We start from the raw sequence: 22,340 nt of genomic DNA, 5'->3' as shown, positions 1-22,340 counted from the left end.
GCCAGTCGGCGCACCCGAGCCGCGGGTCGTGGGATTCCGGCGACCGTCGCTGCGATCACAGCCTGATGCCATCTCGGTCCCTCCCCGAGAGGGCTGTGGTCGCCCGGAGCACGGCGCGAACCTCAGTCGGTGTTCTCCAGGATCAGTCGGGTCGCTTCGTCCGGTGCATCCCATTGCGGAAAGTGACCGCAACGCTCGAACCAGTGCAACACGGCGTCAGGAAATAGCTCCGTGGCACGTACGGCCTGTTTCGGCAGGGTCACCAAGTCACGCCGCCCCCACCCAATCGTGACCCGGCCCGGCACGGTGCCCGAGGGGGCGCCCTGTTGCTTGGGCCCTCGGGTCAAGGCGTCCATCGCGGCGCCAGTCGACGGGGCGTCAGCCAGCCCAACCACATCCGGCAAACAGGTCTCACGCGCGATCGCCCAGGGTCGCGCCGACAACTGGGCCAACAGCACCGTCCGCCCCGCGCGCGTGCCCAGCAGCGAGGGCACCGTGCCGCGCAACGCTCGGACCAAAGCAATCGACGGCCGCAGCGTGGCGCCGAACACGGCAAGCTCACGGTCACTCCAGAAACCGCCTGGGTCCAGAGCCACCGTGTCGCCACCGACTCCCCGCCGGGCGAGTTCAAGCACAATCCGTCCGCCCATCGACTGGCCAGCAGTCGCGACCCCGTCCAAACCCTGTTCACGGATAAAGTCCGCGACGGACTCGGTCAGAGATGCGATCGAGACCTCACCCGTCAGCGGCGGCGTGTCACCAAATCCCGGCAAGTCGACAGCGAAGACCTCCCGGCGCTCCCCAAGTTGCTCGATGATCGGAGCCCACGACCGCCATCCCGCGCCCAGACCGTGCACGAGCAACAGCGGCCGGCCGCGTCCACGACGAATGTGATTGAGCGTCATTCCAACGACGCTATCTCACGCGAATCCCCGCGTTGTTGAGGCCGAGGCGCGCCCATGGTAAGGACCGCTGGCATCCAACCGCAGCCCACTCCTGCCGGACAGCACGGAGCCGGCCCGGGCGGGCGGCCGGAACATAAACCAAAACGTCATTCGAGCTGTGTCACATCGCCGCAAGCGTGCGGCAGATGTGTGATCGCCATAGCCATGATCGCGACCGCTGTTCCGTGACCGTCGGGTGCCGCAAGTGCGGCACGCGAGCGATCGAACAACTGCCCGACTGCCCAAGGGGGCGGCCCACCGTCGTAGTTCCTAGTGCCGCCAGGCGCGGCCCAGCTTGACTGCGATGGCCCGGGTGACGACGGGGCCCGCTCGCAGCCGGCGCTCACCCGATGTCGCGGTGGCGCTGGGCGATACCAGCGGGGCCGTAGGGGTAGTCGTCCATGCGGGGCCTGCTGACCTCGCTGAGGTGAGACAGCTGATCTGCCGTCAGGTCGAGGTCGGCGGCGGCGAGGTTGTCGGTGAGCTGCTCGACGGTGCGGGCACCGAGGATTACCGACGTGACCGCCGGCTGCGCCGCGACCCAGGCGAGGGCGACCGCTGCGGAGGTGACGCCCTGCTCCTTCGCGACCTGGGCCACGGCGTCGATGACCGCCCACGTGCGCTCGTCCGAGTTGCGCGGCCCGTAGGCCTCCATACCGCGCTCCGGGTCCTCGCCGAGGCGCGAGGCTCCGGTCGGGGTGGTGTCGCGCTGGTACTTGCCGGTGAGCCACCCGCCCGCGAGGGGCGACCAGGGCAGCAGGCCGAGTCCGCCATCGAGACAGGCCGGCACGACCTCGTGCTCGATGTCCCGAACAAGAAGGTTGTACTGCGGCTGCAACGTCACCGGCGGCGCCCAGCCGTGCTGACGGGCGGTGTGCACTGCCTTGGTTACCTGGTGGCCGAGGTAGTTGGAGAAGCCGTAGTAGCCGATCTTGCCCGCTCCAACAGCGTCGTCGAGGAAGCGCAGCGTCTCCTCGAGCGGTGTGACAGCGTCCCACGCGTGCATCTGGTAGAGGTCGATGTGCTCGACCCCGAGCCGGGTCAGGGACGCGTCGAGCGCCTGACGGAGGTGGCGTCTTGAGAGACCGACGTCGTTGCGCCCCTCGCCCATCGGGAACCGGCCCTTCGTCGCCACGACCATCTGGGCCGCGTCCTCGGGGTGGGACTTCAGCCACCGGCCGATGATCTCCTCGGAAACACCATTGCTGTAGACGTCCGCCGTGTCGAGGAAGGTGCCTCCAGCCTCCGCGAAGGCCTCGAGGATGGACCCGGAAGACTCCTCATCGGCCTCCGCCCCGAAGGTCATGGTGCCGAGGCACTGACTGGAAACGATGGTGCCGCTGCTGCCGAGAGTCGTGTAGCGCATGACTGCCACCGTATGCCGGATGAGTCGCGCTACTCGTGCCGCCGCTCACCTGCATCGCTGGGTGGGCCTTTGATCGACGCCTGAGTATGCGAGCCAATCGTCTTGGGGGCGGCCTTCGGTCGTCGTACGCTGCCGGCATACGGCGGGTGGGAGGCGACCCATGACCAAGCTCTCGATGCACGAACAGCTCCCGTTCGACGAGGACGCCACAGCGTCGCCGGTCTCCACCGGGGATCTTCCCCGCCCTGACGAGGTGCGGGCCATGGTCACCGAGGCGTACGAGCGGTATCGCGCAAACGTCGACGGACACGTGGCCGACTACATCCCCGTGCTGGCGAAGGCGTCTCCGAGCTGGTTCGGGATCTCGGTTGTCGGGGTCAGTGGAAAGTCGTTCGAGATCGGTGACGTCGCCACGACGTTTTCGATCCAGAGCGTGTCCAAGCCCTTCGTCTTCGCGTTGGTCTGCGACGCCATCGGATACGAGGAGGCTCGTCAGCGCCTCGGCGTGAACAGCACGGGATTTCCCTTCGACTCCCTCATGGCGGTCGAGCTCAACGTCGACCGGACGATGAACCCGCTGGTCAACGCGGGGGCGATGGCAGCCACGAGCTTGGCCCCCGGAGCGACGGCGGCGGAGAAGTGGGAGCGGATCCGAGACGGGCTCTCGCGGTTCGCCGGCCGGGAGCTGAGCGTGGACGAGGAGGTCTACGTGTCCGAGTCGGCCACGAACCTGCGCAACCAAGGCATCGCCCACCTGCTCGAGAGCTACGGCCGCCTCTACTTCGATCCGGACCAGGCCACCGACATCTACACCCGTCAGTGCTCGCTCGGCGTGACCGTGCACGACCTGGCGGTCATGGCCGCCACGCTCGCCAACGGAGGCGTGAACCCATTGACCGGCGAGGAGGTGGTCGGCCGCGGAGTGTGCCGGCGTGTGCTCGCGGTCATGGCCACCGCCGGCCTCTACGAGCTGTCGGGCGACTGGCTCTACGAGATCGGGGTGCCGGGAAAGAGCGGCGTGAGTGGCGGCATCGTCACCGTCTCACCCGGCAAGGGTAGTTTGGCGACGTTCTCCCCACCCTTGGACCCGGCAGGCAACAGCGTTCGCGGCCAGCTCGCCACGAAGTACCTCGCCGAACGGCTCGGGCTGAACCTCTTCAGCTCCGCAGCGGCTTCCCGAGACTGAGCTTCGCTGTCGCGATCACGCTGGCTCTCCCGCGGGAGCGACCGGACGAGGCAGCCTCCTACGACACGCGGCGAGCGGGCAGCAGACTGCTCAATCGGCGACGTCGCCGCCAGACGCAACCCTGGTCGTCGAGGCAAGCAGCCTTCGGGCTCGACGACCGAGGTCGCTCAGGTCCACCCGGCCCTCATTGGCAGCGGCCGCCAGGCGCGCGGCGAGATCCAAGGCCTCGTCGAGCTCCGGACCGACGACGGCGGCCTCCTGACCCATGTCACGAAGGATGGTGGCCTCGGTGCGCGAGGCAATCAGCGGATCGGAGATGCCGTCGATCCAAACACGCGTACGGCGGCCGTCCCCACGTTCCTCTCCGGTGATTCGCTCAAGGGCAAAGATGCGGTCCGCACGCGCGAACTTGCCGAAACCCAAGGCAACCATCCGGGTGTCTGACGCCACGCTCAGATCTTGGCACGGCGCAGCCGCTGAAACTGTCTCTTGAGGCCGCCTCAGACGGACCGCCTGCTCGACGGCGTCCTTCCGGCGCCGAGCGTGCGGGTTCACACAGCGAACTATCCCGGATTACCGGGATCGAAACATGCTGCTGGCGGTCCGCCGGTCCCAGGTTTGGGCCAGCGTTGAGATCTCGCAGGTGTAGAAGGCCGCGTCAGTCGTACGTGCGCCGGTGCGCGGGAGAGCCGACAATCGTCGCTGGAGTGAGCTCCTAGTTCGACGAGCCGTCGTCGCCTGGATCCTCGGACATCCAGGTGAGCCTGCAGTGTCCACACTCGCGGTCATATCCCGGGTGGATACAGCCCACCCACTTGACCCAAGGTGGCGTTGACATCACAGCGTCCGCATCGCCGGGAAGTCCGATCACCAAGTGCCGGACGTCGCTACTGCCGCAGCCCGGGCAAGTGCCGCGAGGAACGTCGTAGGCCGTGCCCTCGTTTGCCTTCATCCCACCAGGGAGAATCATCACCTCGGCATGCTCCCATCGAGGTCGTGCGGTCGCCATAACTTTGGGCCATGTCGCGCACCCCACTGGGGGGCTGGCGTGCTTCGAACGGCGTGTGTTGGCCGCGGCTGTGTCTGCCTACGTGTGCCCCTGGCGTGACGCGGAAGCGGTTGCGCTCATGTCGGGCGAGGAAGGAGTGCGGCTACGAGCGTCTCGGCCACCCAGTCCTGGTATTCGCGGTCGCTCCATCCGCACTGAGCGACGAGCGCGTCGTAGTTGGCGTGGCCACAGACGGCGTAGACGATGTCGCCCGCGCGCTGAGCGGTGAGCCCCGAACGGAGCGCGCCGCGCCGCTCGAGCGATCGTCCCAGCTTGCGCAGTCCCTGACGCCGCTCCGTGATGATCTGGTCGCGCAACTCGAGCAGCGACTGCTCGCTGGTCGCTGCCGCGTCGAGCACGTGCAGCAGAGGACCCACCCGCGCCCAGATCCCCGGCTGGGTGGCCGCATACAGCTGCAGCTGCCGTACCGGATCGGGTTCGTCGATGACCCGCCGGACCGCGGGGCGCTCGCTCACCGGGATGTCGGCCCGGGCCGCACCGCCCGCGACGGCGGCGCGCACCGCGGCGCCGAGCAGGCCGGCCTTCCCACTGGCAGTTCGGTAGACCGTCTCCACGGCCACCCCGGCGGCACCCGCGATGGCAGGGATGGTCGTGCCGGCATACCCCCGCTCGACAAAGAGCTGCTGGGCAGCCTCGATGATCCGCGCACGCGTGTCGGCGGCCCGCGCCTGCCGCAGCCGCGAATCGTAGGGACGCCTTGCCTCGCCGCTCATTGAGGAGAATGATACTGGCATCAATTTGTTCGACCGGGCCCAAGCTCGGCCACCGACACCAGGTGGAAACCATGTCCAAAGTCATCGAAGCCAGCACCGACATCGCCCGAACCCCTCAGGAGGTGTTCGCCTACGTCGCCGACCCGGCCCGGTTGCCAACCTGGCAGCCGTCAGTCGATGCGGCCACGTTCGAACCACCCGGCGCCTCTGCCGCGGTGGGGGTCCGGGGCCATGAGGTGCGGCGGGTTCCAGGCGGCGCGCGCACCTTCCGGTGGGAGGTCACGGACTGTGAGCCGGGCCGACGCTGGGGCATCCGAGGTATCGACGGCGCCCTCCGCGCGCACGTGACGTTCTCATTCGCTGCCACCAGTGCCGGCACCGGCACTCATGTCGACTACCGAATCCAGCTCGAGGGCCACGGCGTCGGCAAGCTGATCCAGCCGGTCGTCAGTCAGGGCGTCCGCAAGGAAGTTCCCGCCAACCTAGCCCTCCTCAAGGAGCGGCTGGAGGGCGAACACCACCCAGCCGACCAGGCCCTCTGAGCTCAGCAGGCCTGGCACACCGGCGATGTTCGCTCACGCCTCCAGACGAAGGCCAGGAGTCACACCCACCGGGTGCCCGCCCTCCTGAGCCGGCGCCATGGGTACACGGCATGTACGCGCAAAGACTCCCTCAGTAGGCGCCTGACACACTGGCGCGCATGGAGGTCTATCGAACCCCGGACGCCGCCTTCGAGCAGCTGCCCGACTTCCCGTGGGAGCCCGCCTACGCGCAGGTCAGCGACTCCGACGGCGGCACCCTGCGCATGGCGTACATCGACGCGGGACCGGCGGACGGAGCGGTGGCGCTGCTGCTGCACGGCGAGCCCACGTGGTCGTTCCTCTACCGCCACGTCATCCGCACGCTCGTCGCGGCAGGCATCCGCTGCGTGGTGCCTGACTTGGTCGGCTTCGGCAGGTCTGACAAGCCAGTCGACCCGGCTGACTACTCCTACGCGCGGCAGGTCGAGTGGACCCGAGAGCTTGTTATGGACCACCTCGACCTGCGCGAGGTCACCCTCGTCGGCCAGGACTGGGGTGGGCTGATCGGGTTGCGCCTGGTGGCCGAGCATTCCGATCGCTTCGCCGGAGTGGTCGCGGCCAACACCGGACTGCCGACCGGTGACGTCAACATGCCCGAGGTGTGGTGGCGGTTCCGCCGCGCCGTCGAATCAGCTGAGGTGCTCGACGTCGGACGACTGGTCGCCTCTGGCTGCGTGCGTCCGCTGGCCGAGGAGGTACGCGCGGCTTACGACGCGCCGTTCCCCGAAGAGCGCGCCAAAGCCGGCGCCCGAGCCATGCCCGGGCTGGTGCCCACCCGCCCAGACGACCCCGCCAGCGAACCCAACCGCGCCGCCTGGCAGGCGCTCTCGGCCAGCCCGCTGCCGTTCCTGGTCGCGTTCAGTGACAGCGACCCCATCACCGGGGCCATGGCATCGAACCTGCGCAAGCACTTCCCCGGCACCCGCGACCTCAGCCATCCGACCATCCGCAACGCCGGCCACTTCCTGCAAGAGGACGCCGGCGACGAACTGGGCCGGGTCATCGCGGCATTCATGCAGAGATAGACACGACCAAGGCGCATTGCGAGGCATTCAGCACCGCAAGTAGGACGGGCGAACGTCGCCGCCTTGACGGACCCTCAGCGGGCCATTCGCTCGGCCACCACTGACACTCCGGGACCATGCAGCTCCCCCAGAGCACTCCCCCGGCCGGTGATCGCCATCAGGACGGCCTCGGCCGGCCCGACGACCTCCGGTCCGCGGCCATGGCTCCAGTCGAGGTCGGTGGCCTCGAGCCGAAGACCTCGGGAAAGGCGCCACCCCGGCAGCTCGGGGCTCAGCAGGGCGTCGTGCAGCACACAGCGCAGCCGGTCAGCCGGGATCTGGCGTGGCTTGCCGAGGGGCCGGCGGATGTCCTGGTGGTGGATCGTGACGTCGAGCAGGGCGAGCCTGCCTCCGAGGATCGTGGCCAGCCTCGTGGGTCGCAGACGCGCCCTCAGCCTGTCGAGCAGCTGCTCTGGATCCAGAGAGGCGAGCTCGTCGACACCCACCTGGTTGATGTCGGTGAGCCGGGCCTCGACGGCGCGGCGGAGCATGTCCAGCAAGCCCACATCGAAGCGATCACGTGCGCGACCACATCTCGCACGCGCCAGCCCTCGCACAGCGATTCCACCAGCCACTGCGCGGGATTTAGCCCCGCCAGCAAGTCGGCCAGGTCGGTCCGCTCAGCCGTGGCCATCTCCAGACCGTTCACCCCGACACTCTCCTCCCCGCGTCTCGAGGGACGGAAGGCGCGGGACAGACAGCTCACCTCATCCGACGGGCACGCAATACCCGGTCGTCAGCGTGCTGCGGCGCACTCGCCGAGCCCGCAGGCCGGGGACGCTTCTCGTTGACCTCGATCGTCCAACCCGGTGCCGCCTCGATGACCGCGGCGAAGTCGTCGAGGTGGATGTAGGCGTCGGGATCGAACGACGCGTGCTGGTGCTCCGGGTCGTGCATCGCCTCCAGGTCGTGGCTGAGGACGACGAGCGTGCCGCCGGGGGCGACGGCGTCGAGGACGTTGAACACGCCGCGCCGGTCGGGCGTGCGCGGAATCGACGCATACGCCGCGGACACGAGGTCGAATCCGCCTCGGGCGAAGGGCTCCAATGCGTTGGCGTCGGCCAGCTCGCACGTGACGGACAGGCCTCGACGCTCGGCCTCGGCCCGGACCCGGTCCAAGCCCCGCGAGGAGATGTCGCTCGCGGTCACCTCCCAGCCCTGCTCGGCCAACCAGATCGCATCCCCGCCCTCACCGGCGCCGACGTCCAGTGCCCGCCCGATGGCCAGGTCGGCCACCTCGGCGACCAGCGAGCCGTTCGGGTTGCCGCTCCAGATCGGTTCCCCGGAGTAGCGGTGGTCCCAGTCGGCGACCGAGCTGCTCGGGCGACCAGCGTCCCTCAGGTCCTCCACGGCGAGGCTCATCGCCACTGCGCCACCGACGCGGCTGCCGTGCGCGGCGGCAGGGAGCACCTGTTGGCTCGGATCGGTGATGCTGCCGGCCGCGAAGACTCCCTCGACGGCCGTGGCACCCGTCGCGTCGACCTCGATGACCTCACCCAGGCCGGTGGCGTGCGCCGTGGGGCGGAGCCCGAGCCCGGCGAATGGCTCCGCCCGCGGGTGAACCCGAGGCCCCACGAGCATCGCGTCCGCCTCGATCCGCGTGCCGTCGGCCAGCTCGACCGCAGCCAGCCGGCCGTCGCCGTCGGTGACGACCTGCTTCGCCGTGGCCCCGACGCGCACGTCCACCCCTCCGGCCGTGAGCGCGTCGAGCTCGGCCCCGTCGAGCTCGACCCCGTCGGCGATCAGCACCGTCAGGCGCTGGGTCAGCTGGCGCAGCAGCGGGACGACGTGCAGCCCCATCGGGTGGGTCACCAGCTGGACCAGTCGCTGGTCCCGCACCTCGTAGCCATGGCAGAACGGGCAGTGGATCACCGCCCCACCCCAGTGCTCGGACAGCGCTGCGACATCAGGCAGCTCGTCGACCAGGCCGGTCGCCACGACGATCCGGCGAGCCACGAGGCTGGCCCCGCTCTCGAGCTCGACGACGAAGCTCCCGTCGTCCCGACGCACTCCCACGACCCGGCCGGACAGCACCTCTCCCCCGTAGCTGCGCACCTCGGTCCGGCCCGCGGCCAGCAGCTCAGCGGGGTCGGTGCCGTCACGGCCGAGGAAGCTGTGCATGTGCGCCGCCGGCGCGTTGCGGGGCTCGCCGGAGTCGACCACGATCACCGACCGGCGTTGACGACCGAGCTGCAGGGCGGCCGCTAGTCCGGCGGCTGATCCGCCGATGACGGCGACGTCGCAGTGCCGGACGTCCGCGGATGCCGCCGAGGCGGCTGGGTCTGAGTGGTGATGTCCGTGGTCCATGCTGTCGATCGTAGGCACGACCTAGCAGGATGTGCCAGACTCCTTGCAGGATACGCAAGGAGGACCCATGCCCGCTCTCGCCGACATCGAGCACATCGTCCGCACCCGTCTGCGCAGCCTGCGCACGACGCTCGGGCTGTCGCTCGACGACCTCGCCGCCCGGACGAACTTGAGCCCGTCGACGATCAGTCGCATCGAGACGGGCAAGCGCACCATCAGCCTCGACGTGCTCCTCCCCCTCGCCAACGGCCTGCAGGTGGGCCTCGACGCCCTCCTCGACCTGAGCGGCGACGACGACGTCGTCATCCGGCCCACGGCCAGCCGGATCGGGGACCGCACCACGTGGGCGCTGAGCCGCCCGGACAGCAGCACCGTCGCGGTGAAGCTGCTGGTCGAGCCGACCAGGACCCGACCGGAGCAGCGCGTCCACCCGGGCCACGACTGGCTCTTCGTCCTCAGCGGCCGCCTCCTGCTCCTGCTCGGCGGCCGGGAGATCACCGTCGAGGCGGGCGAGGCCGCCGAGTTCGCGACGATGACGCCGCACGCCTTCACCGCGGTCGACGGACCCGCCGAGGTGCTGATGATCTTCGATCGCGAAGGCCAAAGGGCTCACGTCCACCGCGGCACGGACTGACCCACCGCAAAATTCGGCATACGAGACATACGACCCCGAGACGGGCCCTAGCCTCCGAGTGGGTCCGGCACGTGAGGGTGCTCGGCATGACATCCGCCTCGACAAGGAAGTGAATGACGCCCACCTCCATGACCAACGTCGCTATCGCCGCGAGCGCCCTGCTCCTGGTCCCGATCGCGTTCCAGCTCATGCTGGCAGCAGGTGCGCCGTGGGGACGCGCCGCCTATGGCGGCCGAGTCCCGACGACGGACGGGCAGCTCCCCCTCCGGCACCGCTACGCCAGCCTGGCCACCGCCGCCGTCCTGCTGGTCATCGGCTGGATCGTTCTCCAGCGTGGCGAGGTCGTCGCCTCCTCCTTGAACCCCACCGCAGTTCGCGTCGCGTGCTGGGGCTTCGCCGCCCTGTTCGCGGTCAACACCGTCGGAAACCTCGCCGGCCGGCACCCCGTCGAACGGTGGGGCATGGGCGCGCTGACCTCGTGCCTAACCCTCCTGTGTGTGCTGCTGGCCCTCGGCTGAGCAGACGAAGCCGCGCTACTGGTCGTCGCCGAGCCGGTGCCGCACGACCCTGCGGCGGAGGGTGGGCGACGCCTCCACCTGGTAGCCCGCCTCGAGGAAGACCTGCAGCAGGCCGACGGAGGCCTCGTCCCAGATCACCGTCTTCCCCGGCGGCGACGGTTCGGTGGGATAGCCCTCCAGCACGCGAGCGCCGACCTGCCTGCCGTACTCGACTGTGGCCGCGGCGAGCTCGTACATCAGCCCCTGCCGACGGAAGCCCTTGCGCACGACGAAGCACGTGACCGACCAGACCCCGTCGAGCTCGGGGTCCATCCGCATCCACGCCTTCTGCCGGGCCCAGATCCGCGGGTAGTTCTCCCTCGGCTCGACCGCGACCCAGCCGGCCGGTTCACCGTCGACGTAGCCGATCAGACCCGACGTGGGGCCGCTGGTGCCGCAGCCGGTCTGCTCCATGAGCGCGGCATCCCGCTCCTCCTGGGTCGTGTCGCGCCAGATCCAGCCGGGGACCTTCAGCGACTGGCACCGGCACTTGCGGGCGCCGCCGGCGTCGAAGACAGCGTCGACGTCGCTGCGCGTCGCCTCGTTGGCCGGTCGCCAGCTGAATTCGGGCACATCGCGAGACTAGCGGCGCGCACGATGGAGGGGTGAGCTCCAACGTGAAGCGGCCGCCCGCGGCCGCGCAAAGGTTCAACCAGCTCGCCGTGAAGGTGGCCGGCTCCCGGTTCCTCCCAGTCTGGGCGGCCGTCGAGCACCGTGGCCGCCGCAGCGGCCGGACCTACACGACGCCCGTCGCCATCGCCGCCTCCACGGCCGACGCGATCTACATCGGGCTGCCGTGGGGACCGAGCACCGACTGGGTGCGCAACCTCCGGGCCGCCGGCGGCGGCACGGTGCGCTGGAAGGGAGTGGCGTATGCCGTCACCGACCCCGCCGTCGTGACCAGCGCCGAGCCGCTGGCCGTGGCCAAGACGCTGCAGCGGCTGGTGCTGCCGCGGATGGGGCTGGAGCACTTCCTGCGGTTGCAACTCGAGCGCCGCACCTGAGCGGAGGGCTGTCGCCGGCCGGCTGCGCCTTCTAGTGTGACTCGGGTGCTGATGAACCGATCTGCGCCGCATGCCCGGGTGACACCCGTCCTGACCGTGGCCGACGTCCGCGCCGCCGTGGACTGGTACGTCGAGGTCTTCGGCCTCGTCGAGCACGTCCGTATCGGTGAGGGCCATCGCGCGCAGCTCGGCTTCCCGGACGGGCCGCCGGCCGAGCTCGTGCTCTCCGAGGTCCGCCCCGGACGGCGGACGCCGGAGCACGGCCGGTCGCACCAGGTCATGCTCAAGGTCGAGGACGTCGCGCAGCTCGTGGAGGTGGCGGTCGCACGAGGCGCCACCCTCGTCGACCCGCCGCACGACTGGCAGTACGGCGAGCGGCAGGCCACGATCGACGACCCGTTCGGGCACCAGTGGGTCCTCAACCAGACCCTCGTCGACGTCGCCCCCGAGGACTGGGGCGGCCAGACCGTCACGCCGCGCCCCGCCGAGGGAGGGGAGGCATGAGCGTCGCCGAGGTGCTTCGCCCGGTCGTCGACTCCGCGCTCGGCACGGAGGTCCCGGTGCGGATCCACTGCTGGGACGGCAGCTCCCTCGGGCCGGCCGACGCCCCCGTCGCCGTCCGCTTCACCTCCCGCCGCGCCCTGCGACGAATCGCGTGGGCGCCCAACGAGCTCGGCTTCGCCCGCGCGTACGTCTCCGGCGACGTCGAGATCGAGGGCAACCTGCTCGACGCCCTGACCCGCTTCGACGCGATCGCCGACCCCGAGCGCGGCCCGGGCGTCCACGTCGGACCCGACACCATCGCCGCCGTCGCCAAGGCGGCCCTGCGGCTCGGCGCCATCGGCCTGCCGCCCCGTCCGCCGGCCGAGGAGATCAAGCTCTCCGGCCACCGGCACCAGCAGGGCCGGGACGCCCAGGCCGTCTCCCACCACTACGACGTCGGCAACGACTTCTACGCCCTGGTGCTCGGCCCCTCGATGGTCTACTCCTGCGCGTACTTCGAGAAGGCGCCCTCGGCGGCATACGCCCTCGAGGACGCGCAGCGCGCGAAGCTCGACCTCGTCGCCCGCAAGCTCGGGCTGCGTCCCGGCATGCGGGTCCTCGACGTCGGCTGCGGGTGGGGCTCGTTCGTCCTCCACGCCGCCGAGACCTACGGCGTCAACGCCGTCGGCGTCACCCTCTCGCAGGAGCAGGCGGCCTTCGCCCGCGCCGCCGTCGAGGCCCGCGGGCTCGGCGACCGCGTCGAGATCCGCGTCCAGGACTACCGCGACGTGCCCGACGGGCCGTACGACGCCATCGCGAGTATCGGGATGGCCGAGCACGTCGGCCTCTCGCAGCTGAGCACGTATGCCGCCCACCTCCACGCGCTGCTCACGCCCGGCGGGCGCCTGCTGAACCACGCGATCTCGCGCCGCCCCGGCCCGCCGGCCGACCCGAAGGGCGACAAGACCTCGTTCATCGACCGATACGTCTTCCCCGACGGCGAGCTGCACCCGCTGGCGACGACCGTCGACGTGCTCGAGTCCGCCGGGTTCGAGGTCCGCGACGTCGAGTCGCTGCGCGAGCACTACGTCGACACGTTGCGCGCGTGGGTGGGCAACCTCGAGGCCAAGTGGGACGAGGCGGTCCGGCTCTCGAGCGCGGGCCGCGCGCGGGTGTGGCGGCTCTACATGGCCGGCTCGGCACTCGCCTTCTCGTCCAACCGGATCGGCGTCAACCAGGTCCTCGCGGTCAAGCCCGGCCCCGGCGGGACCAGCGGCCTCCCCCGGATGCGGGCCTCGTTGCTCGACGGCGCGAACTCACCCGCTGCGTAGGGCTGCAGCCGGGGGCCTGCCGGCCGCAGCCCGGGTCAGCGCCGTCGGGCGATCGTCAGCCCGTCGAACGCCGTCAGGACCATGGCCTCCACGCGCTCGTCGGCGGCCACGAGGTCGTTGAATTCCCGCAGCGCTGTGGCGTTCGCGTCCGTCGGGTCCGGATCGGCGATCCGGCCGCTCCACAGGACGTTGTCCGCGAGGAGCAGACCGCCCGGACGCACGCGCGGGACGAGCTCCTCCCAGTAGCGGGCGTACGACGGCTTGTCGGCGTCGATGAAGGCGAGGTCGATGTCCGCGGTCTCCGGCAGGGCACGCAGGGTGTCGAGCGCGGGCGCGATCCGCAGCTCGATCCGGTCGGCCAGACCGGCCGCGGCCCAGGCCCGCCGGCCGATGTCGGTCCACTCGGCGCTGACGTCGCAGCACAGCAGCGAGCCACCCTCGGCGAGGCCCCGGGCGATGCACATGCTCGAGTAGCCGGTGAAAGTCCCGACCTCCACCGCCCGTCGTGCGCCGACCAGGCGGGCCAGCATCGTGAGCAGCTGGCCCTGGTCGTCGCCGATCTGCATCCCCGCCACGTCCCCGAGCTCGGCCGTCCGCGCCTGCAGGTCGCGGGCCACCCGGTCGGGACGCCACGTCCCGTGGGCCACGGCGTAGGAGCGGATCTCGTCGGTCACCGGGAAGCTGCGCATGCTCGGACGCTACGCCTCCCGCCGCGAGCGAGGGCCGCGATCCGTGAGGCGCCCGGCCGGCCGCACGAGCCGGAGCGCGCCTCAGGTGACGAGGACGCTCGCGACCATCACGAGGGCGAAGCCGACGACCGAGATGACGGTCTCCATGACGGACCAGGACTTGATCGTCTCCCCCACCGTCAGGCCGAAGTACTCCTTGACGAGCCAGAAGCCGGCGTCGTTGACGTGCGAGAAGAACAGCGATCCGCAGCCGACTGCGAGCACGAGCAAGGCGAGGTGGTTGGCCGACAGGGTCGGGGCCAGCGGCGCGACGATGCCTGCCGCGGTGATGGTCGCGACCGTGGCCGACCCGGTGCCCAGGCGGATGAGGACGGCGACGAGCCAGCCGAGGAGCAGCACCGAGATGTTGACTCCCGTGGCCCAGCTCTTGATGACGTTGCCGACGCCTGCGTCGACGAGCGTCTGCTTGAACCCGCCGCCCGCGGCGACGATGAGGATGATGCTCGCCACCGCCGGCAGCGCGGAGCCGACCGACTCGCTCACCTGGTTCTTGTTCAGGCCCGACCCGAGACCCAGCGCGATGTAGCAGTAGAGCACCGCGACCAGCAGGGCGACGATCGGGGTGCCGATGAAGTCCATGATCGTGCGCACGCCGGCCTTCTCGTCGGTCACGACGAGCTTGGTGATCGCGTCGATGAGCATGAGGACGACGGGCAGGGTGATGCCGATGATCGCCGTTGCGAAGCCGACCCGCTTGCGCCCCGGTTCCAGCGGCTGGTCGAACGAGCCGAGCCCCTTGTTGGCGCCGGCGTCCTCACCGACCGTGCCGGTGGCCCCGGCACCCGCCCCGGTCCCCGGCGTTTCGGCGCGGGTCAGCGTGTCGGTCCCACCGCCCGAGACTCCGGCGGCGGCCCGGTCGTCCCCGCCGACTGCCCGCGCACCGACGAGGGCTTCCGCCCGGTCCTGTCCGCCTGCGCCGCCGGCCGACGAGCCGAGGAACGCCAGGTCCTCCGCGGACTTGGGCACCCACCGGTCGACGTAGTGGGCCAGCAGCGGCCCGGCGACGATGACGGTCGGGATCGCGATGATGACGCCGAAGATCAGGGTGCGCCCGAGGTCGGCGTTGAGCAGGCCGATGGCCGTGAGCGGCCCCGGGTGCGGGGGCACCAGCCCGTGCAGCACTGACAGCCCCGCCAGGGCAGGAATCCCGATCTTCATCAGGGACAGGCCCGTCCGTCGGGCCACGAGCACGACGACCGGCACGAGCAGCACGACGCCGACCTCGAAGAAGAGCGGCAGCCCGAGGATCGCGGCGATGGCCGCCATCACCCACGGCAGACGGCCGGGGCCGACGCGGCCCACCATCGTGCCGACGATGCGGTTGGCGCCACCGGAGTCCTCGAGCAGCTTGCCGATCATCGCCCCGAGCGCGATGAGGATCCCGACCGCACCCGCGGTCGAGCCGAAGCCGGCCACGAAGCTCTTGACGACATCGCCCGCCGGCATCGTCGCCACGGCCCCCAGCACGGCCGAGCCGAGCATCAGCGACAGGAACGGGTGGACCTTGGCCCAGGTGATGAGCACGACGACGGCGAGGATGCCGAGGATGCAGGCCACGATCAGCTGGGCGTTCCCGGCGTACGCCGGGGGTGCAGCGGCCGCCGGGAGGCCGGCCGGAACCGCCGCGGACGCGGCGGCGGGAAGCGCGATGAGAGTCATCAGACGTTCTCCTTCTGGTAGCCGAGGGCGGCGAGCGCCCGGTCGAGGACCTGCGCGGCGCTCCCCTCGTTGGTGATCGTCACGCCCGGTTCGTCGGCTCCCAGCGGCTCGAGCGTGGCGAGCTGGCTGGGCAGCAGGGACGGCGGCATGTAGTGGCCCGGGCGGTGCTCCATCCGGTCGCGGATGACGTCAGACTCCGCGGTGACGTGGAGGAAGCGGACGTGCGGCCTGCCTTCGCGGAGCAGGTCACGGTAGGCCCGGCGCAGTGCCGAGCACGTCACGACCGCCGACTCGCCGCGGCTCTCCTTCTCCGAGATCCACGCCCCGATCGCCTCGAGCCAGGGCCACCGGTCCTCGTCCGTGAGCGGGACGCCGCCGCGCATCTTCGCGACGTTCGCCTCGGGGTGGAACGCGTCGCCCTCGGCGAACTCCCACCCCAGCATCGTCGAGAGCCCCTTGGCGACGGTCGTCTTGCCGCTGCCGGACACGCCCATGACGACCACGACGTCGGGGTCAGGACCGCTTGCGCTGTCCACCATCCTTCGAACGTAGCGCGCCGCTGCCTGCCGTCGGACTTTGGGCTAGTGGCAAATTGGAGACGTCGCATCCGTCCCCTCGAAGGACCCTGCGGCCTGTGGTCTAGCTAGTGAAGCAGGGACCGAGCCCGAGCTGCCTGAGGCCTTCCAGGTCACCGGGCCCGAAGGCGAGCTGACCGAGGTTCTTCTCGTACATGAGCTCGCCCTGGACCGGCGCGTGGTCGAGTCCGACCAGGTGGCCGAGCTCGTGCATGACGATCGCGCGGGCGGCGGCCCATCCGTCGGGCCTCGTGAGGATCTCCCGGAACGCGGGCCCGTCCAGATTGACGGTTCCGCTCACCCAGTGCTGCTGGGTAGGCGTGTAGTACGAGGCGCCCGTCGGTCCGGCAACCCCCGCCACCCGCCCCTCCAGCTCAGGGACCACGGAGGGGTCTGTCCAGCCGACCAACACGGGTGACCACCGGTTCCCGTAGCGGGCGTTGTCTACGGGCGCACGGTGCGTCGACGGTGTCTCCGTGCTCGTGGCCTCTATGACGAACTGCAGACCCGTCGCCTTCGTGACCGATGCGGCCGCTTCGCGAAGCAGCAGGTCAGCGCCTGCAGGAGCCTCGGCGTTGTTGACGACCAGATGGATGGGGCGGCACGGGTCCCACGAGACAGGCCGACCGCCGGCTTCGGGGATGGTGCTCATGAAGACGTAGTCGTTCGACCACGAGAGGCGTGGCCCCGGAGCCCCGATGGGTCGACTGCGCGCGTCGGGCGGCACAGGGGGCCAGATGTCTCTCGTGTCGCCACCGGCGCCTCCGGTCAGCGGCGTGCCGTTGACCCAGCCGGGCTGGTCGCCCACGGGGATGGGCACTCCGGCGACCACCACGCTGCTGCTCGGCGTTCCGAACAGCGCGGGGCGGGCGAAGAAGGCGCCGACCACCACGAGCACGGCGACCACCAACGGCACAGCGGTGGCGCCGCGTTGCCGTCGGTTCGGGGCAGCGCGCCGGCCAGATCTCCGACCCGCGGTTTCTCGGACGACCGTCGGTGCCGGCCACGGTGTCTCGATGCGCCGCCTGCGCGGTCGCCGGCGTCCCGCCTGGAGGTCGGCGAGGCACCACAGGCACAGCAGCTCCGGCTCACCGACGACAAGTCCCGCGCGCTCGCCCGGCAGCAGGCTCTCGCCGCACGCGCATCTGCTGGTGAGTCCCACGCGGACCATCTCCACCTGCACGTGCATGGCACCCCCGTGAGCCCGCTCCCCTGCTATCCGAGCCACGAGTATCGAGGATCGACACGACAGCCGGGGCGAAATCCGTCTACATCGCGTGAGTCATCGCGCGCCCGACCCGGGGCAGGACCAGCTCGACCGCTCCGCCATACGCCCTCAGCGTCGCAGCGCCTGGGCCAGCCCTTCGACGTCCTCGACCGTGACCGTCGCACCCGGGTGGCGGAGCATCCCGGTGGGCTCGATGGCCTGAACCGGCGCCACGAACGACACGCACAGCCCTCGCCATGAGTTCGTCGCGAAGGTGACGCCGCGGTCGGTGAGCGAGAGGTGGGCCGGACCGGCGGTGCGGTGAAACGCGTACCCGCTGGTGACCTGGGTCCCTGAGACGTTGGCGAGCGGGGTGCGCAGCCGCCAGGGACCGAACCGCACGAGCAGCTCGTCCTCCGTGACCCGGACCCGCGCCGTGGACGGCATGACCCCGAATAGTCGGGCCGGCAGCCGGTAGCGCTCCTCGAAGGCGAACTCGAACTCCTGCATCACGACCGTCGCCCGAGCCGCAACCCGCCGGCCAACCTCGACGGCGGGTCGAGCAGCCCGGCCACGCCGCGCTGCTGCTCGCCGAGGTAGGCATCGAGCACGAGGAGCCCGGCGGTCGCCGCCGGCGTCCCCCACTGCAGCCAGCTCATGCGCTGCGTGAGCCGGCGCGCCGTGTTCCGCGCGCCCTGGTCGGTCTCCGCCCGCTCGAGCGTGTCACCGAGCTCCGCACCCGAGCGGTACGCCTCGGCGCTGACGACGATGGCCGCGCCCGTCAGCGCCGTCTTGGCGATGACGGCGGCCGTGGTCGGACGGTGCCCGGCCACGCGGCGGCGGTTGTCGGCGAGGATCGCGATGCCGCTGAGCAGGTGCAGGCCGATCGCCGCCCCCTGCACCGGCCCCCATCCCCGCCACCCCTCGTCGGCGATGTGTGCGCGCTCCCGCGCGTCGTCCCCCGTGCGCGCTGCTGGGTTCAGTGCAACGGCTCCCGCCAGGGAACCGCCGAACCACGCCGCGTTCGTGAGCAGGTGCGTGGCACGAACGAGAGTGCTGTATGCCGTCATGGGAGTCCTGGGGCCTGTGGCGCCGTCGGTGCGGCGCGGTGTCCGGTGTGGACAGTGCCGTACCCGCTTCCCCACCGCGGACACCGGCCGAGGGCGTATGCCGTGTCGCGAGCGCGAGGTCAGGTGGCCTTGGGCGGGAGCGAGCGCGCATACGACACGCCTCGGGACACCCACGTGTCCAGCTCCGCCGCGTCGAGCTCGCCGACGACCCGGAGCCACCCGCGCATCTCCCGTCCGCGCATCACCATCGGGCTCACGCGACCGTCCTCGAACCACGCCTCCCCGGCGTCCGGGTCGACGCGGACCAGCAGCCCTCCCCCACCGCTCGCCGCGACCGCCATGTTGCCGTGCACGAGGAACGCCAGCCCGCCGAACATCCGCTGCTCGACGACGCCCTCCGCGCCGGCGAGCAGCTCACGGACCCGCTCGGCAAGCTCGCGGTCATAGGCCATGGGACCCATTATCCGCGGACGCTACGGCCGAGCCCGGCCTGCACGAGGACCGCGCCCAGGTGCTCGTGCGCCAGCGGAGGCAGCGCCTCGCGCCCGAACCAGCGAAGGTCGTCGTGCTCGTCCGGTGCCGCGTTCACCGGCGTGCCCTGCCAGTCGCCGACGAGCCAGGCGCTGAGGTACACCGGATCCTCATCGTGGTCGGCGTCCCACCGACACAGGTGCACCGCCGAGCTCGTGACGACTTCGACTGCCAGCTCCTCGCGTAGCTCTCTCGCGAGCGCATCCAGCTCCGACTCCCCGGCCTCGATGTGGCCACCGGGGAGGTCCCACACTCCCGGGTACGCCTCGCGGCTCGGGCTGCGGTGCACGAGCAGGACCCGACCGTCGCGGACGAGGGCGGCGACGACGACCCGGTGCATGCGGCGAGTAGACCACGCTCGGCAGACAGTGTCCCGTCAGCGGGTCAGAGGGTGAGCTTCATCCTCGGAGCGGAGGTCAGCACGAAGCCGGCCCGTTCGTAGATCCGCCGGCCCTCCGGCGTCGCGCTGAGGTCGACGCGGTCGGCATCGATCGAGGCAGCCCAGGCGACGACGTGCTCGACCAGCAGGGTGCCGTAGCCGCGTCCACGGTGCCGGGGATGGGTGACGACGTTGGCCAGACGGACGGTCCGGCCTCGAGGACAGTGCGGGTTGGGCACCCCGAGCTCGAGGGTGCCGACGGCGGTCGCCACGACTGCGTCGTCGGCCACGACCACGGGCAGGCAGGCGACCCGCTGGTCCGACACCACCTCACCGAACCAGCGTCGGGCGTTGCCCCACCACACCTGACCGGGGTCGGCATCCTGCTCGTCGAAGAGCAGCGCCCACAGCGGCAGCAGCTCGGTGACGTCCTCGACGGTCGCCGTGCGAAGCTGCCCCACCCCTGTCTGGCCCATCCCGTCATGCTGGCACGCGAGCAAGGCGTTGACGTGGACGCCGACGCGATCACCGCGGGAGTGCCGTCACGAACCGATGCCCAGCGGTGGTGTTACGCCCGCCACCGACGCGCCGCGCTGTTTGAGCCCGTCGGTGGCGCGCTCAGCCCTACCTACCCACTGACGGGACCCTTACGGTGTATGTCCTTTGTCCGAATGCCTGCCTCAGTCGACGATCGCGGCCAGCGCAGAGACGAACCCGGGGACGCTGACCAGGACGGCGATCGAGGCGAGCGCCCGACCCAGCTGTGCCGTGCGGCGCCGGAATGCCGGGGACCACGGCGAAAGCACCAGCACGAGCGCCAGGACAGCTAGACAGGCCGCGACGATGCCCGCGAACACCAGGGAGACGATGCTCAGCGCTGCGAAGGTGAAGAGGTCGAGGGGCACCAGCCAGAGCCACCACCAGTGCGACGGCCTACCGATCGCCGCCCCCAGCCGCCCCGCGATCGGCGCGGTGAGCGCTCCGGCCAGCACCGCCATCACGGCGAAGGTCGTGATGCTCAGCCAGCCGGGCCCGACGATGGCGAAGTCCGGGTTGTCGCCCCGCAGCGGGTCCACGACGGCGCCGACGACCACGAGGGCGGCCAGCCCGAAGAGCGCACCCCCGAGGAGGCCGCGCGGCACGACGAAGGAGGCGAGCGCATACGCCAACCCTGCGGCCAGCCCGAACGGCAGCCCGACGAAGAGGACGAACCCGATCGTGCCGGTCAGCGAGATCTGACCCACGATCTGGTCGGCTTCGGTGATCCGGCCCTGCGCGTCCGGCGAGGTCGCCGCGAGCAGACGCATCGCCAGACGCCCGGCGGGACCGACGACGAAGACGCCGACGGCCAGGCCTGTCAGCACCGCCACCGCCAGGAACCACACGAGGCACCGCGCTCGTCCCGACCGGGTGTCCAGCTCGTCCCGTGCCCAGCCCGGGATCGCAAGGGCGTGGCGGCGCCACTGCCACCCCGCACCGACTGCCAGGAGCAGCAGCGCCCCGCAGGCAAGCATCACCAGCATCGCGCCAGTGAAGCAGAGCCGACCGGGCGCCGTAGGGCGTTTCGGTGCATCTCGTGCGAGCCCGGGTTGGGTCCGCCGGAGTCGCCGAAGCGGCCCGGACGAGCACGAACCGGAGAAGAATCGGCGCATGTTCATCTCCACCGTGGGCGAGGACGCCGCCGAGGGCGAGCTCGCCGAGTACTACCGCGCCCAACGCTCGGCCTGGGGCTTCCTGCCCGACTACGCGGCAGCGTTCTCGACCCGTCCCGACGTGGCCCGGGCCTGGAACCTGCTCAACTCGACCGTGCGGGACAGCATGGACCGCCGGCGGTTCGAGATCGCCACCATCGCGGCGGCCCGGGCCCGACGGTCCACCTACTGCACCGCCGCCCACTCGACGTTCCTGCGCGACGTCGTCGGCGACGAGGAGGCGATGCGCGCCATCGCCGAGAGCCCGGACCGGCCGGCGCTGTCGGACGAGGACCGGGCGGTCTACGACTTCGCGGCCAAGATCGGCGCCGACGCGGCCTCGGTCGAGCAGGCGGACGTCGACCGGCTGCGGGACGCGGGGCTCACCGACCCCGAGATCGCGGACGTCGCCTTCGCCGCTGCGGCCCGGTGCTTCTTCACCGCCGTCCTCGACGGTCTCGGCGCGCAGCTGGACCCGCAGACGGCGGAGACGTTCGAGCCGGCGCTGCTCGAGTCGATGGTCGTGGGCCGGCCCGTGGGTACCCGCTGAGCCGCGCCAGACTTTCGGCGCCTCGTCAATCCAGGCGGAGCGTCACCGCGAGGCCTGCGCCCGCGGGCTCGATCACGACGGATCGCAGGTCCGCGACGACGTGGTCGGCCGAGCCGAGATGGGTGCGGTCGTGGCTGGTGCTCACCGCGAGGGTCCGCGCTCCCGCGGCCAAGCCGGCGGCGATCCCGGCTGGCGCGTCCTCCACGACGAGGCACCGGCTCGGCGGCACGCCGAGCCGGTCAGCGGCCAGCTCGTAGCCCTCGGGGTCCGGCTTGCCCGTCCGCACGTCCTCGGCCGCGATGAGCACGGCCGGCACGGGCAGCTCCGCGGCGGCGAGGCGGGCGCGCATGAGCCGCTGGGAGCCGGAGGTCACCGCCGCCCACCGGTCGGAGGGCAGTCGCGTCAGCAGCTCACGCGCCCCGGGCAAGGCGACCACCTCGTCGAGGTCGGCCAGCTCCAGCTCCTCGAGCTCGGCCACGGCAGCGGCGCGCTCGTGCGCGGGCACGAAGCGCGACACCGTGTCCTCGGCGCGCCGACCGTGGCACACGGCGAGGATCTCCGCCGGGTCGAGCCCATGACGCGACGCCCACGTCGTCCACGTCCGCTCCACCGCGGGGGTGGAGTCGACCAGCGTCCCGTCGATGTCGAACAGCACCGCGTCGATCTCGAGACGCACCAATTCCCCACCGC

Annotated in this window: 28 protein-coding genes; 9 read left to right on the top strand and 19 right to left on the bottom strand. The window is 71.0% G+C overall.

Annotated elements, in window-relative coordinates; all coding sequences use genetic code 11:
- Positions 1 to 122: 122 nt before the first annotated feature.
- Together AB0316_RS06780 and AB0316_RS06775 are read right to left on the bottom strand one after the other, a co-directional pair.
- A complete protein-coding gene (locus AB0316_RS06780; protein WP_366271629.1) occupies positions 123 to 905 on the bottom strand; it encodes an alpha/beta fold hydrolase in 783 nt (260 codons plus the stop codon).
- 382 nt (positions 906 to 1,287) lie between these two features.
- Complete coding sequence (locus AB0316_RS06775) at positions 1,288 to 2,310, bottom strand: aldo/keto reductase (protein ID WP_366271628.1); 1,023 nt, start codon at positions 2,308 to 2,310, stop codon at positions 1,288 to 1,290.
- A gap of 160 nt (positions 2,311 to 2,470) precedes the next feature.
- Here AB0316_RS06775 and glsA point away from each other — a divergent pair, with 160 nt between their 5' ends.
- A complete protein-coding gene (gene glsA, locus AB0316_RS06770; RefSeq protein ID WP_366271626.1) occupies positions 2,471 to 3,496 on the top strand; it encodes a glutaminase A in 1,026 nt (341 codons plus the stop codon).
- A gap of 90 nt (positions 3,497 to 3,586) precedes the next feature.
- Here glsA and AB0316_RS06765 read toward each other — a convergent pair whose 3' ends face one another.
- Together AB0316_RS06765 and AB0316_RS06760 are read right to left on the bottom strand one after the other, a co-directional pair.
- Positions 3,587 to 3,946 carry a hypothetical protein gene (locus AB0316_RS06765; RefSeq protein WP_366271624.1) on the bottom strand — a complete coding sequence of 120 codons (360 nt, stop codon included), beginning with the start codon at positions 3,944 to 3,946 and terminating at the stop codon, positions 3,587 to 3,589.
- Between the two features lie 675 nt (positions 3,947 to 4,621).
- Positions 4,622 to 5,278 (bottom strand): TetR family transcriptional regulator, encoded by a 657-nt coding sequence (locus tag AB0316_RS06760; protein WP_366271622.1) that lies wholly within the window; start codon positions 5,276 to 5,278, stop codon positions 4,622 to 4,624.
- 71 nt (positions 5,279 to 5,349) lie between these two features.
- Here AB0316_RS06760 and AB0316_RS06755 point away from each other — a divergent pair, with 71 nt between their 5' ends.
- A complete protein-coding gene (locus AB0316_RS06755) occupies positions 5,350 to 5,820 on the top strand; it encodes an SRPBCC family protein (RefSeq protein ID WP_366271621.1) in 471 nt (156 codons plus the stop codon).
- A gap of 158 nt (positions 5,821 to 5,978) precedes the next feature.
- Entirely contained in the window at positions 5,979 to 6,884 is a 906-nt protein-coding gene (locus AB0316_RS06750) for a haloalkane dehalogenase (protein ID WP_366271620.1), read from the top strand.
- Positions 6,885 to 6,958: 74 nt separating this feature from the next.
- Here AB0316_RS06750 and AB0316_RS06745 read toward each other — a convergent pair whose 3' ends face one another.
- From AB0316_RS06745 to AB0316_RS06735, 3 genes are all read right to left on the bottom strand, one after another.
- Positions 6,959 to 7,423 carry a maleylpyruvate isomerase family mycothiol-dependent enzyme gene (locus AB0316_RS06745; RefSeq protein WP_366272857.1) on the bottom strand — a complete coding sequence of 155 codons (465 nt, stop codon included), beginning with the start codon at positions 7,421 to 7,423 and terminating at the stop codon, positions 6,959 to 6,961.
- A complete protein-coding gene (locus AB0316_RS06740) occupies positions 7,315 to 7,557 on the bottom strand; it encodes a maleylpyruvate isomerase N-terminal domain-containing protein (protein WP_366272809.1) in 243 nt (80 codons plus the stop codon). The genes AB0316_RS06745 and AB0316_RS06740 overlap by 109 nt, the downstream gene beginning before the upstream one ends.
- A 68-nt stretch (positions 7,558 to 7,625) precedes the next feature.
- Entirely contained in the window at positions 7,626 to 9,230 is a 1,605-nt protein-coding gene (locus AB0316_RS06735) for a bifunctional NAD(P)/FAD-dependent oxidoreductase/class I SAM-dependent methyltransferase (protein ID WP_366271619.1), read from the bottom strand.
- A 67-nt stretch (positions 9,231 to 9,297) separates the two neighbouring features.
- Between AB0316_RS06735 and AB0316_RS06730 the strand changes: the two genes are divergently transcribed.
- On the top strand, positions 9,298 to 9,864 hold the full coding sequence (locus AB0316_RS06730) for an XRE family transcriptional regulator (RefSeq protein ID WP_366271617.1): 567 nt from the start codon (positions 9,298 to 9,300) through the stop codon (positions 9,862 to 9,864).
- Between the two features lie 113 nt (positions 9,865 to 9,977).
- A complete protein-coding gene (locus tag AB0316_RS06725) occupies positions 9,978 to 10,382 on the top strand; it encodes a hypothetical protein (RefSeq protein WP_366271615.1) in 405 nt (134 codons plus the stop codon).
- Between the two features lie 15 nt (positions 10,383 to 10,397).
- Here AB0316_RS06725 and AB0316_RS06720 read toward each other — a convergent pair whose 3' ends face one another.
- Positions 10,398 to 10,994 carry a GNAT family N-acetyltransferase gene (locus tag AB0316_RS06720; protein WP_366271613.1) on the bottom strand — a complete coding sequence of 199 codons (597 nt, stop codon included), beginning with the start codon at positions 10,992 to 10,994 and terminating at the stop codon, positions 10,398 to 10,400.
- Positions 10,995 to 11,026: 32 nt separating this feature from the next.
- On the opposite strand from AB0316_RS06720, the gene AB0316_RS06715 reads away from it, so the two are divergent.
- From AB0316_RS06715 to AB0316_RS06705, 3 genes are all read left to right on the top strand, one after another.
- On the top strand, positions 11,027 to 11,425 hold the full coding sequence (locus AB0316_RS06715) for a nitroreductase family deazaflavin-dependent oxidoreductase (RefSeq protein ID WP_366271612.1): 399 nt from the start codon (positions 11,027 to 11,029) through the stop codon (positions 11,423 to 11,425).
- A 78-nt stretch (positions 11,426 to 11,503) separates the two neighbouring features.
- The gene (locus tag AB0316_RS06710; protein WP_366271610.1) at positions 11,504 to 11,929 is read left to right on the top strand and encodes a VOC family protein; all 426 of its coding nucleotides are present in this window, start codon (positions 11,504 to 11,506) and stop codon (positions 11,927 to 11,929) included.
- The gene (locus AB0316_RS06705; RefSeq protein WP_366271609.1) at positions 11,926 to 13,239 is read left to right on the top strand and encodes a cyclopropane-fatty-acyl-phospholipid synthase family protein; all 1,314 of its coding nucleotides are present in this window, start codon (positions 11,926 to 11,928) and stop codon (positions 13,237 to 13,239) included. Before AB0316_RS06710 ends, AB0316_RS06705 begins: the two co-directional genes overlap by 4 nt.
- Before the next feature lie 35 nt (positions 13,240 to 13,274).
- Here AB0316_RS06705 and AB0316_RS06700 read toward each other — a convergent pair whose 3' ends face one another.
- From AB0316_RS06700 to AB0316_RS06655, 10 genes are all read right to left on the bottom strand, one after another.
- On the bottom strand, positions 13,275 to 13,928 hold the full coding sequence (locus tag AB0316_RS06700; protein ID WP_366271607.1) for a class I SAM-dependent methyltransferase: 654 nt from the start codon (positions 13,926 to 13,928) through the stop codon (positions 13,275 to 13,277).
- Positions 13,929 to 14,009: 81 nt separating this feature from the next.
- Positions 14,010 to 15,647: an SLC13 family permease gene (locus AB0316_RS06695; RefSeq protein ID WP_366271605.1), complete on the bottom strand. Its 1,638-nt coding sequence runs from the start codon at positions 15,645 to 15,647 to the stop codon at positions 14,010 to 14,012.
- Positions 15,647 to 16,186, bottom strand: a complete 540-nt coding sequence (locus AB0316_RS06690) for a gluconokinase (protein ID WP_366271603.1) — start codon at positions 16,184 to 16,186, stop codon at positions 15,647 to 15,649. Before AB0316_RS06690 ends, AB0316_RS06695 begins: the two co-directional genes overlap by 1 nt.
- A gap of 100 nt (positions 16,187 to 16,286) precedes the next feature.
- Positions 16,287 to 17,120 (bottom strand): hypothetical protein, encoded by an 834-nt coding sequence (locus AB0316_RS06685; protein ID WP_366271601.1) that lies wholly within the window; start codon positions 17,118 to 17,120, stop codon positions 16,287 to 16,289.
- Positions 17,121 to 17,558: 438 nt separating this feature from the next.
- Complete coding sequence (locus AB0316_RS06680) at positions 17,559 to 17,939, bottom strand: hypothetical protein (RefSeq protein WP_366271599.1); 381 nt, start codon at positions 17,937 to 17,939, stop codon at positions 17,559 to 17,561.
- A complete protein-coding gene (locus AB0316_RS06675) occupies positions 17,939 to 18,499 on the bottom strand; it encodes a hypothetical protein (RefSeq protein ID WP_366271598.1) in 561 nt (186 codons plus the stop codon). Before AB0316_RS06675 ends, AB0316_RS06680 begins: the two co-directional genes overlap by 1 nt.
- Positions 18,500 to 18,618: 119 nt before the next feature.
- The gene (locus AB0316_RS06670; RefSeq protein ID WP_366271596.1) at positions 18,619 to 18,951 is read right to left on the bottom strand and encodes a TfoX/Sxy family protein; all 333 of its coding nucleotides are present in this window, start codon (positions 18,949 to 18,951) and stop codon (positions 18,619 to 18,621) included.
- An 8-nt stretch (positions 18,952 to 18,959) separates the two neighbouring features.
- Positions 18,960 to 19,370, bottom strand: coding sequence for an NUDIX domain-containing protein (locus AB0316_RS06665; protein WP_366271594.1), 411 nt, complete (start codon positions 19,368 to 19,370; stop codon positions 18,960 to 18,962).
- 44 nt (positions 19,371 to 19,414) lie between these two features.
- Entirely contained in the window at positions 19,415 to 19,885 is a 471-nt protein-coding gene (locus AB0316_RS06660; protein WP_366271592.1) for a GNAT family N-acetyltransferase, read from the bottom strand.
- 204 nt (positions 19,886 to 20,089) lie between these two features.
- Positions 20,090 to 20,932 carry a hypothetical protein gene (locus AB0316_RS06655; protein WP_366271590.1) on the bottom strand — a complete coding sequence of 281 codons (843 nt, stop codon included), beginning with the start codon at positions 20,930 to 20,932 and terminating at the stop codon, positions 20,090 to 20,092.
- Positions 20,933 to 21,059: 127 nt separating this feature from the next.
- Here AB0316_RS06655 and AB0316_RS06650 point away from each other — a divergent pair, with 127 nt between their 5' ends.
- Positions 21,060 to 21,650, top strand: coding sequence for a peroxidase-related enzyme (locus tag AB0316_RS06650; protein ID WP_366271588.1), 591 nt, complete (start codon positions 21,060 to 21,062; stop codon positions 21,648 to 21,650).
- Positions 21,651 to 21,675: 25 nt separating this feature from the next.
- Here AB0316_RS06650 and AB0316_RS06645 read toward each other — a convergent pair whose 3' ends face one another.
- A complete protein-coding gene (locus tag AB0316_RS06645) occupies positions 21,676 to 22,326 on the bottom strand; it encodes an HAD-IA family hydrolase (protein WP_366271586.1) in 651 nt (216 codons plus the stop codon).
- Between the last annotated feature and the right edge of the window lie 14 nt (positions 22,327 to 22,340).

Source organism: Terrabacter sp. NPDC080008, from assembly GCF_040702505.1.
Lineage (GTDB): Bacteria > Actinomycetota > Actinomycetes > Actinomycetales > Dermatophilaceae > Terrabacter.
This window is presented reverse-complemented; position numbering and strand designations above follow the sequence as displayed.

What these genes read in the sequence shown, in the direction of transcription:
- AB0316_RS06780 (WP_366271629.1), bottom strand. Translation starts at nt 905, where the DNA reads ATGACGCTCAATCACATTCGTCGTGGACGCGGCCGGCCGCTGTTGCTC.
- AB0316_RS06775 (WP_366271628.1), bottom strand. Translation starts at nt 2,310, where the DNA reads ATGCGCTACACGACTCTCGGCAGCAGCGGCACCATCGTTTCCAGTCAG.
- glsA (WP_366271626.1), top strand. Translation starts at nt 2,471, where the DNA reads ATGACCAAGCTCTCGATGCACGAACAGCTCCCGTTCGACGAGGACGCC.
- AB0316_RS06760 (WP_366271622.1), bottom strand. Translation starts at nt 5,278, where the DNA reads ATGAGCGGCGAGGCAAGGCGTCCCTACGATTCGCGGCTGCGGCAGGCG.
- AB0316_RS06755 (WP_366271621.1), top strand. Translation starts at nt 5,350, where the DNA reads ATGTCCAAAGTCATCGAAGCCAGCACCGACATCGCCCGAACCCCTCAG.
- AB0316_RS06750 (WP_366271620.1), top strand. Translation starts at nt 5,979, where the DNA reads ATGGAGGTCTATCGAACCCCGGACGCCGCCTTCGAGCAGCTGCCCGAC.
- AB0316_RS06740 (WP_366272809.1), bottom strand. Translation starts at nt 7,557, where the DNA reads ATGGCCACGGCTGAGCGGACCGACCTGGCCGACTTGCTGGCGGGGCTA.
- AB0316_RS06735 (WP_366271619.1), bottom strand. Translation starts at nt 9,230, where the DNA reads ATGGACCACGGACATCACCACTCAGACCCAGCCGCCTCGGCGGCATCC.
- AB0316_RS06730 (WP_366271617.1), top strand. Translation starts at nt 9,298, where the DNA reads ATGCCCGCTCTCGCCGACATCGAGCACATCGTCCGCACCCGTCTGCGC.
- AB0316_RS06725 (WP_366271615.1), top strand. Translation starts at nt 9,978, where the DNA reads ATGACGCCCACCTCCATGACCAACGTCGCTATCGCCGCGAGCGCCCTG.
- AB0316_RS06705 (WP_366271609.1), top strand. Translation starts at nt 11,926, where the DNA reads ATGAGCGTCGCCGAGGTGCTTCGCCCGGTCGTCGACTCCGCGCTCGGC.
- AB0316_RS06700 (WP_366271607.1), bottom strand. Translation starts at nt 13,928, where the DNA reads ATGCGCAGCTTCCCGGTGACCGACGAGATCCGCTCCTACGCCGTGGCC.
- AB0316_RS06695 (WP_366271605.1), bottom strand. Translation starts at nt 15,647, where the DNA reads ATGACTCTCATCGCGCTTCCCGCCGCCGCGTCCGCGGCGGTTCCGGCC.
- AB0316_RS06690 (WP_366271603.1), bottom strand. Translation starts at nt 16,186, where the DNA reads ATGGTGGACAGCGCAAGCGGTCCTGACCCCGACGTCGTGGTCGTCATG.
- AB0316_RS06680 (WP_366271599.1), bottom strand. Translation starts at nt 17,939, where the DNA reads ATGCAGGAGTTCGAGTTCGCCTTCGAGGAGCGCTACCGGCTGCCGGCC.
- AB0316_RS06675 (WP_366271598.1), bottom strand. Translation starts at nt 18,499, where the DNA reads ATGACGGCATACAGCACTCTCGTTCGTGCCACGCACCTGCTCACGAAC.
- AB0316_RS06670 (WP_366271596.1), bottom strand. Translation starts at nt 18,951, where the DNA reads ATGGCCTATGACCGCGAGCTTGCCGAGCGGGTCCGTGAGCTGCTCGCC.
- AB0316_RS06665 (WP_366271594.1), bottom strand. Translation starts at nt 19,370, where the DNA reads ATGCACCGGGTCGTCGTCGCCGCCCTCGTCCGCGACGGTCGGGTCCTG.
- AB0316_RS06660 (WP_366271592.1), bottom strand. Translation starts at nt 19,885, where the DNA reads ATGGGCCAGACAGGGGTGGGGCAGCTTCGCACGGCGACCGTCGAGGAC.
- AB0316_RS06655 (WP_366271590.1), bottom strand. Translation starts at nt 20,932, where the DNA reads ATGCTGGTGATGCTTGCCTGCGGGGCGCTGCTGCTCCTGGCAGTCGGT.
- AB0316_RS06650 (WP_366271588.1), top strand. Translation starts at nt 21,060, where the DNA reads ATGTTCATCTCCACCGTGGGCGAGGACGCCGCCGAGGGCGAGCTCGCC.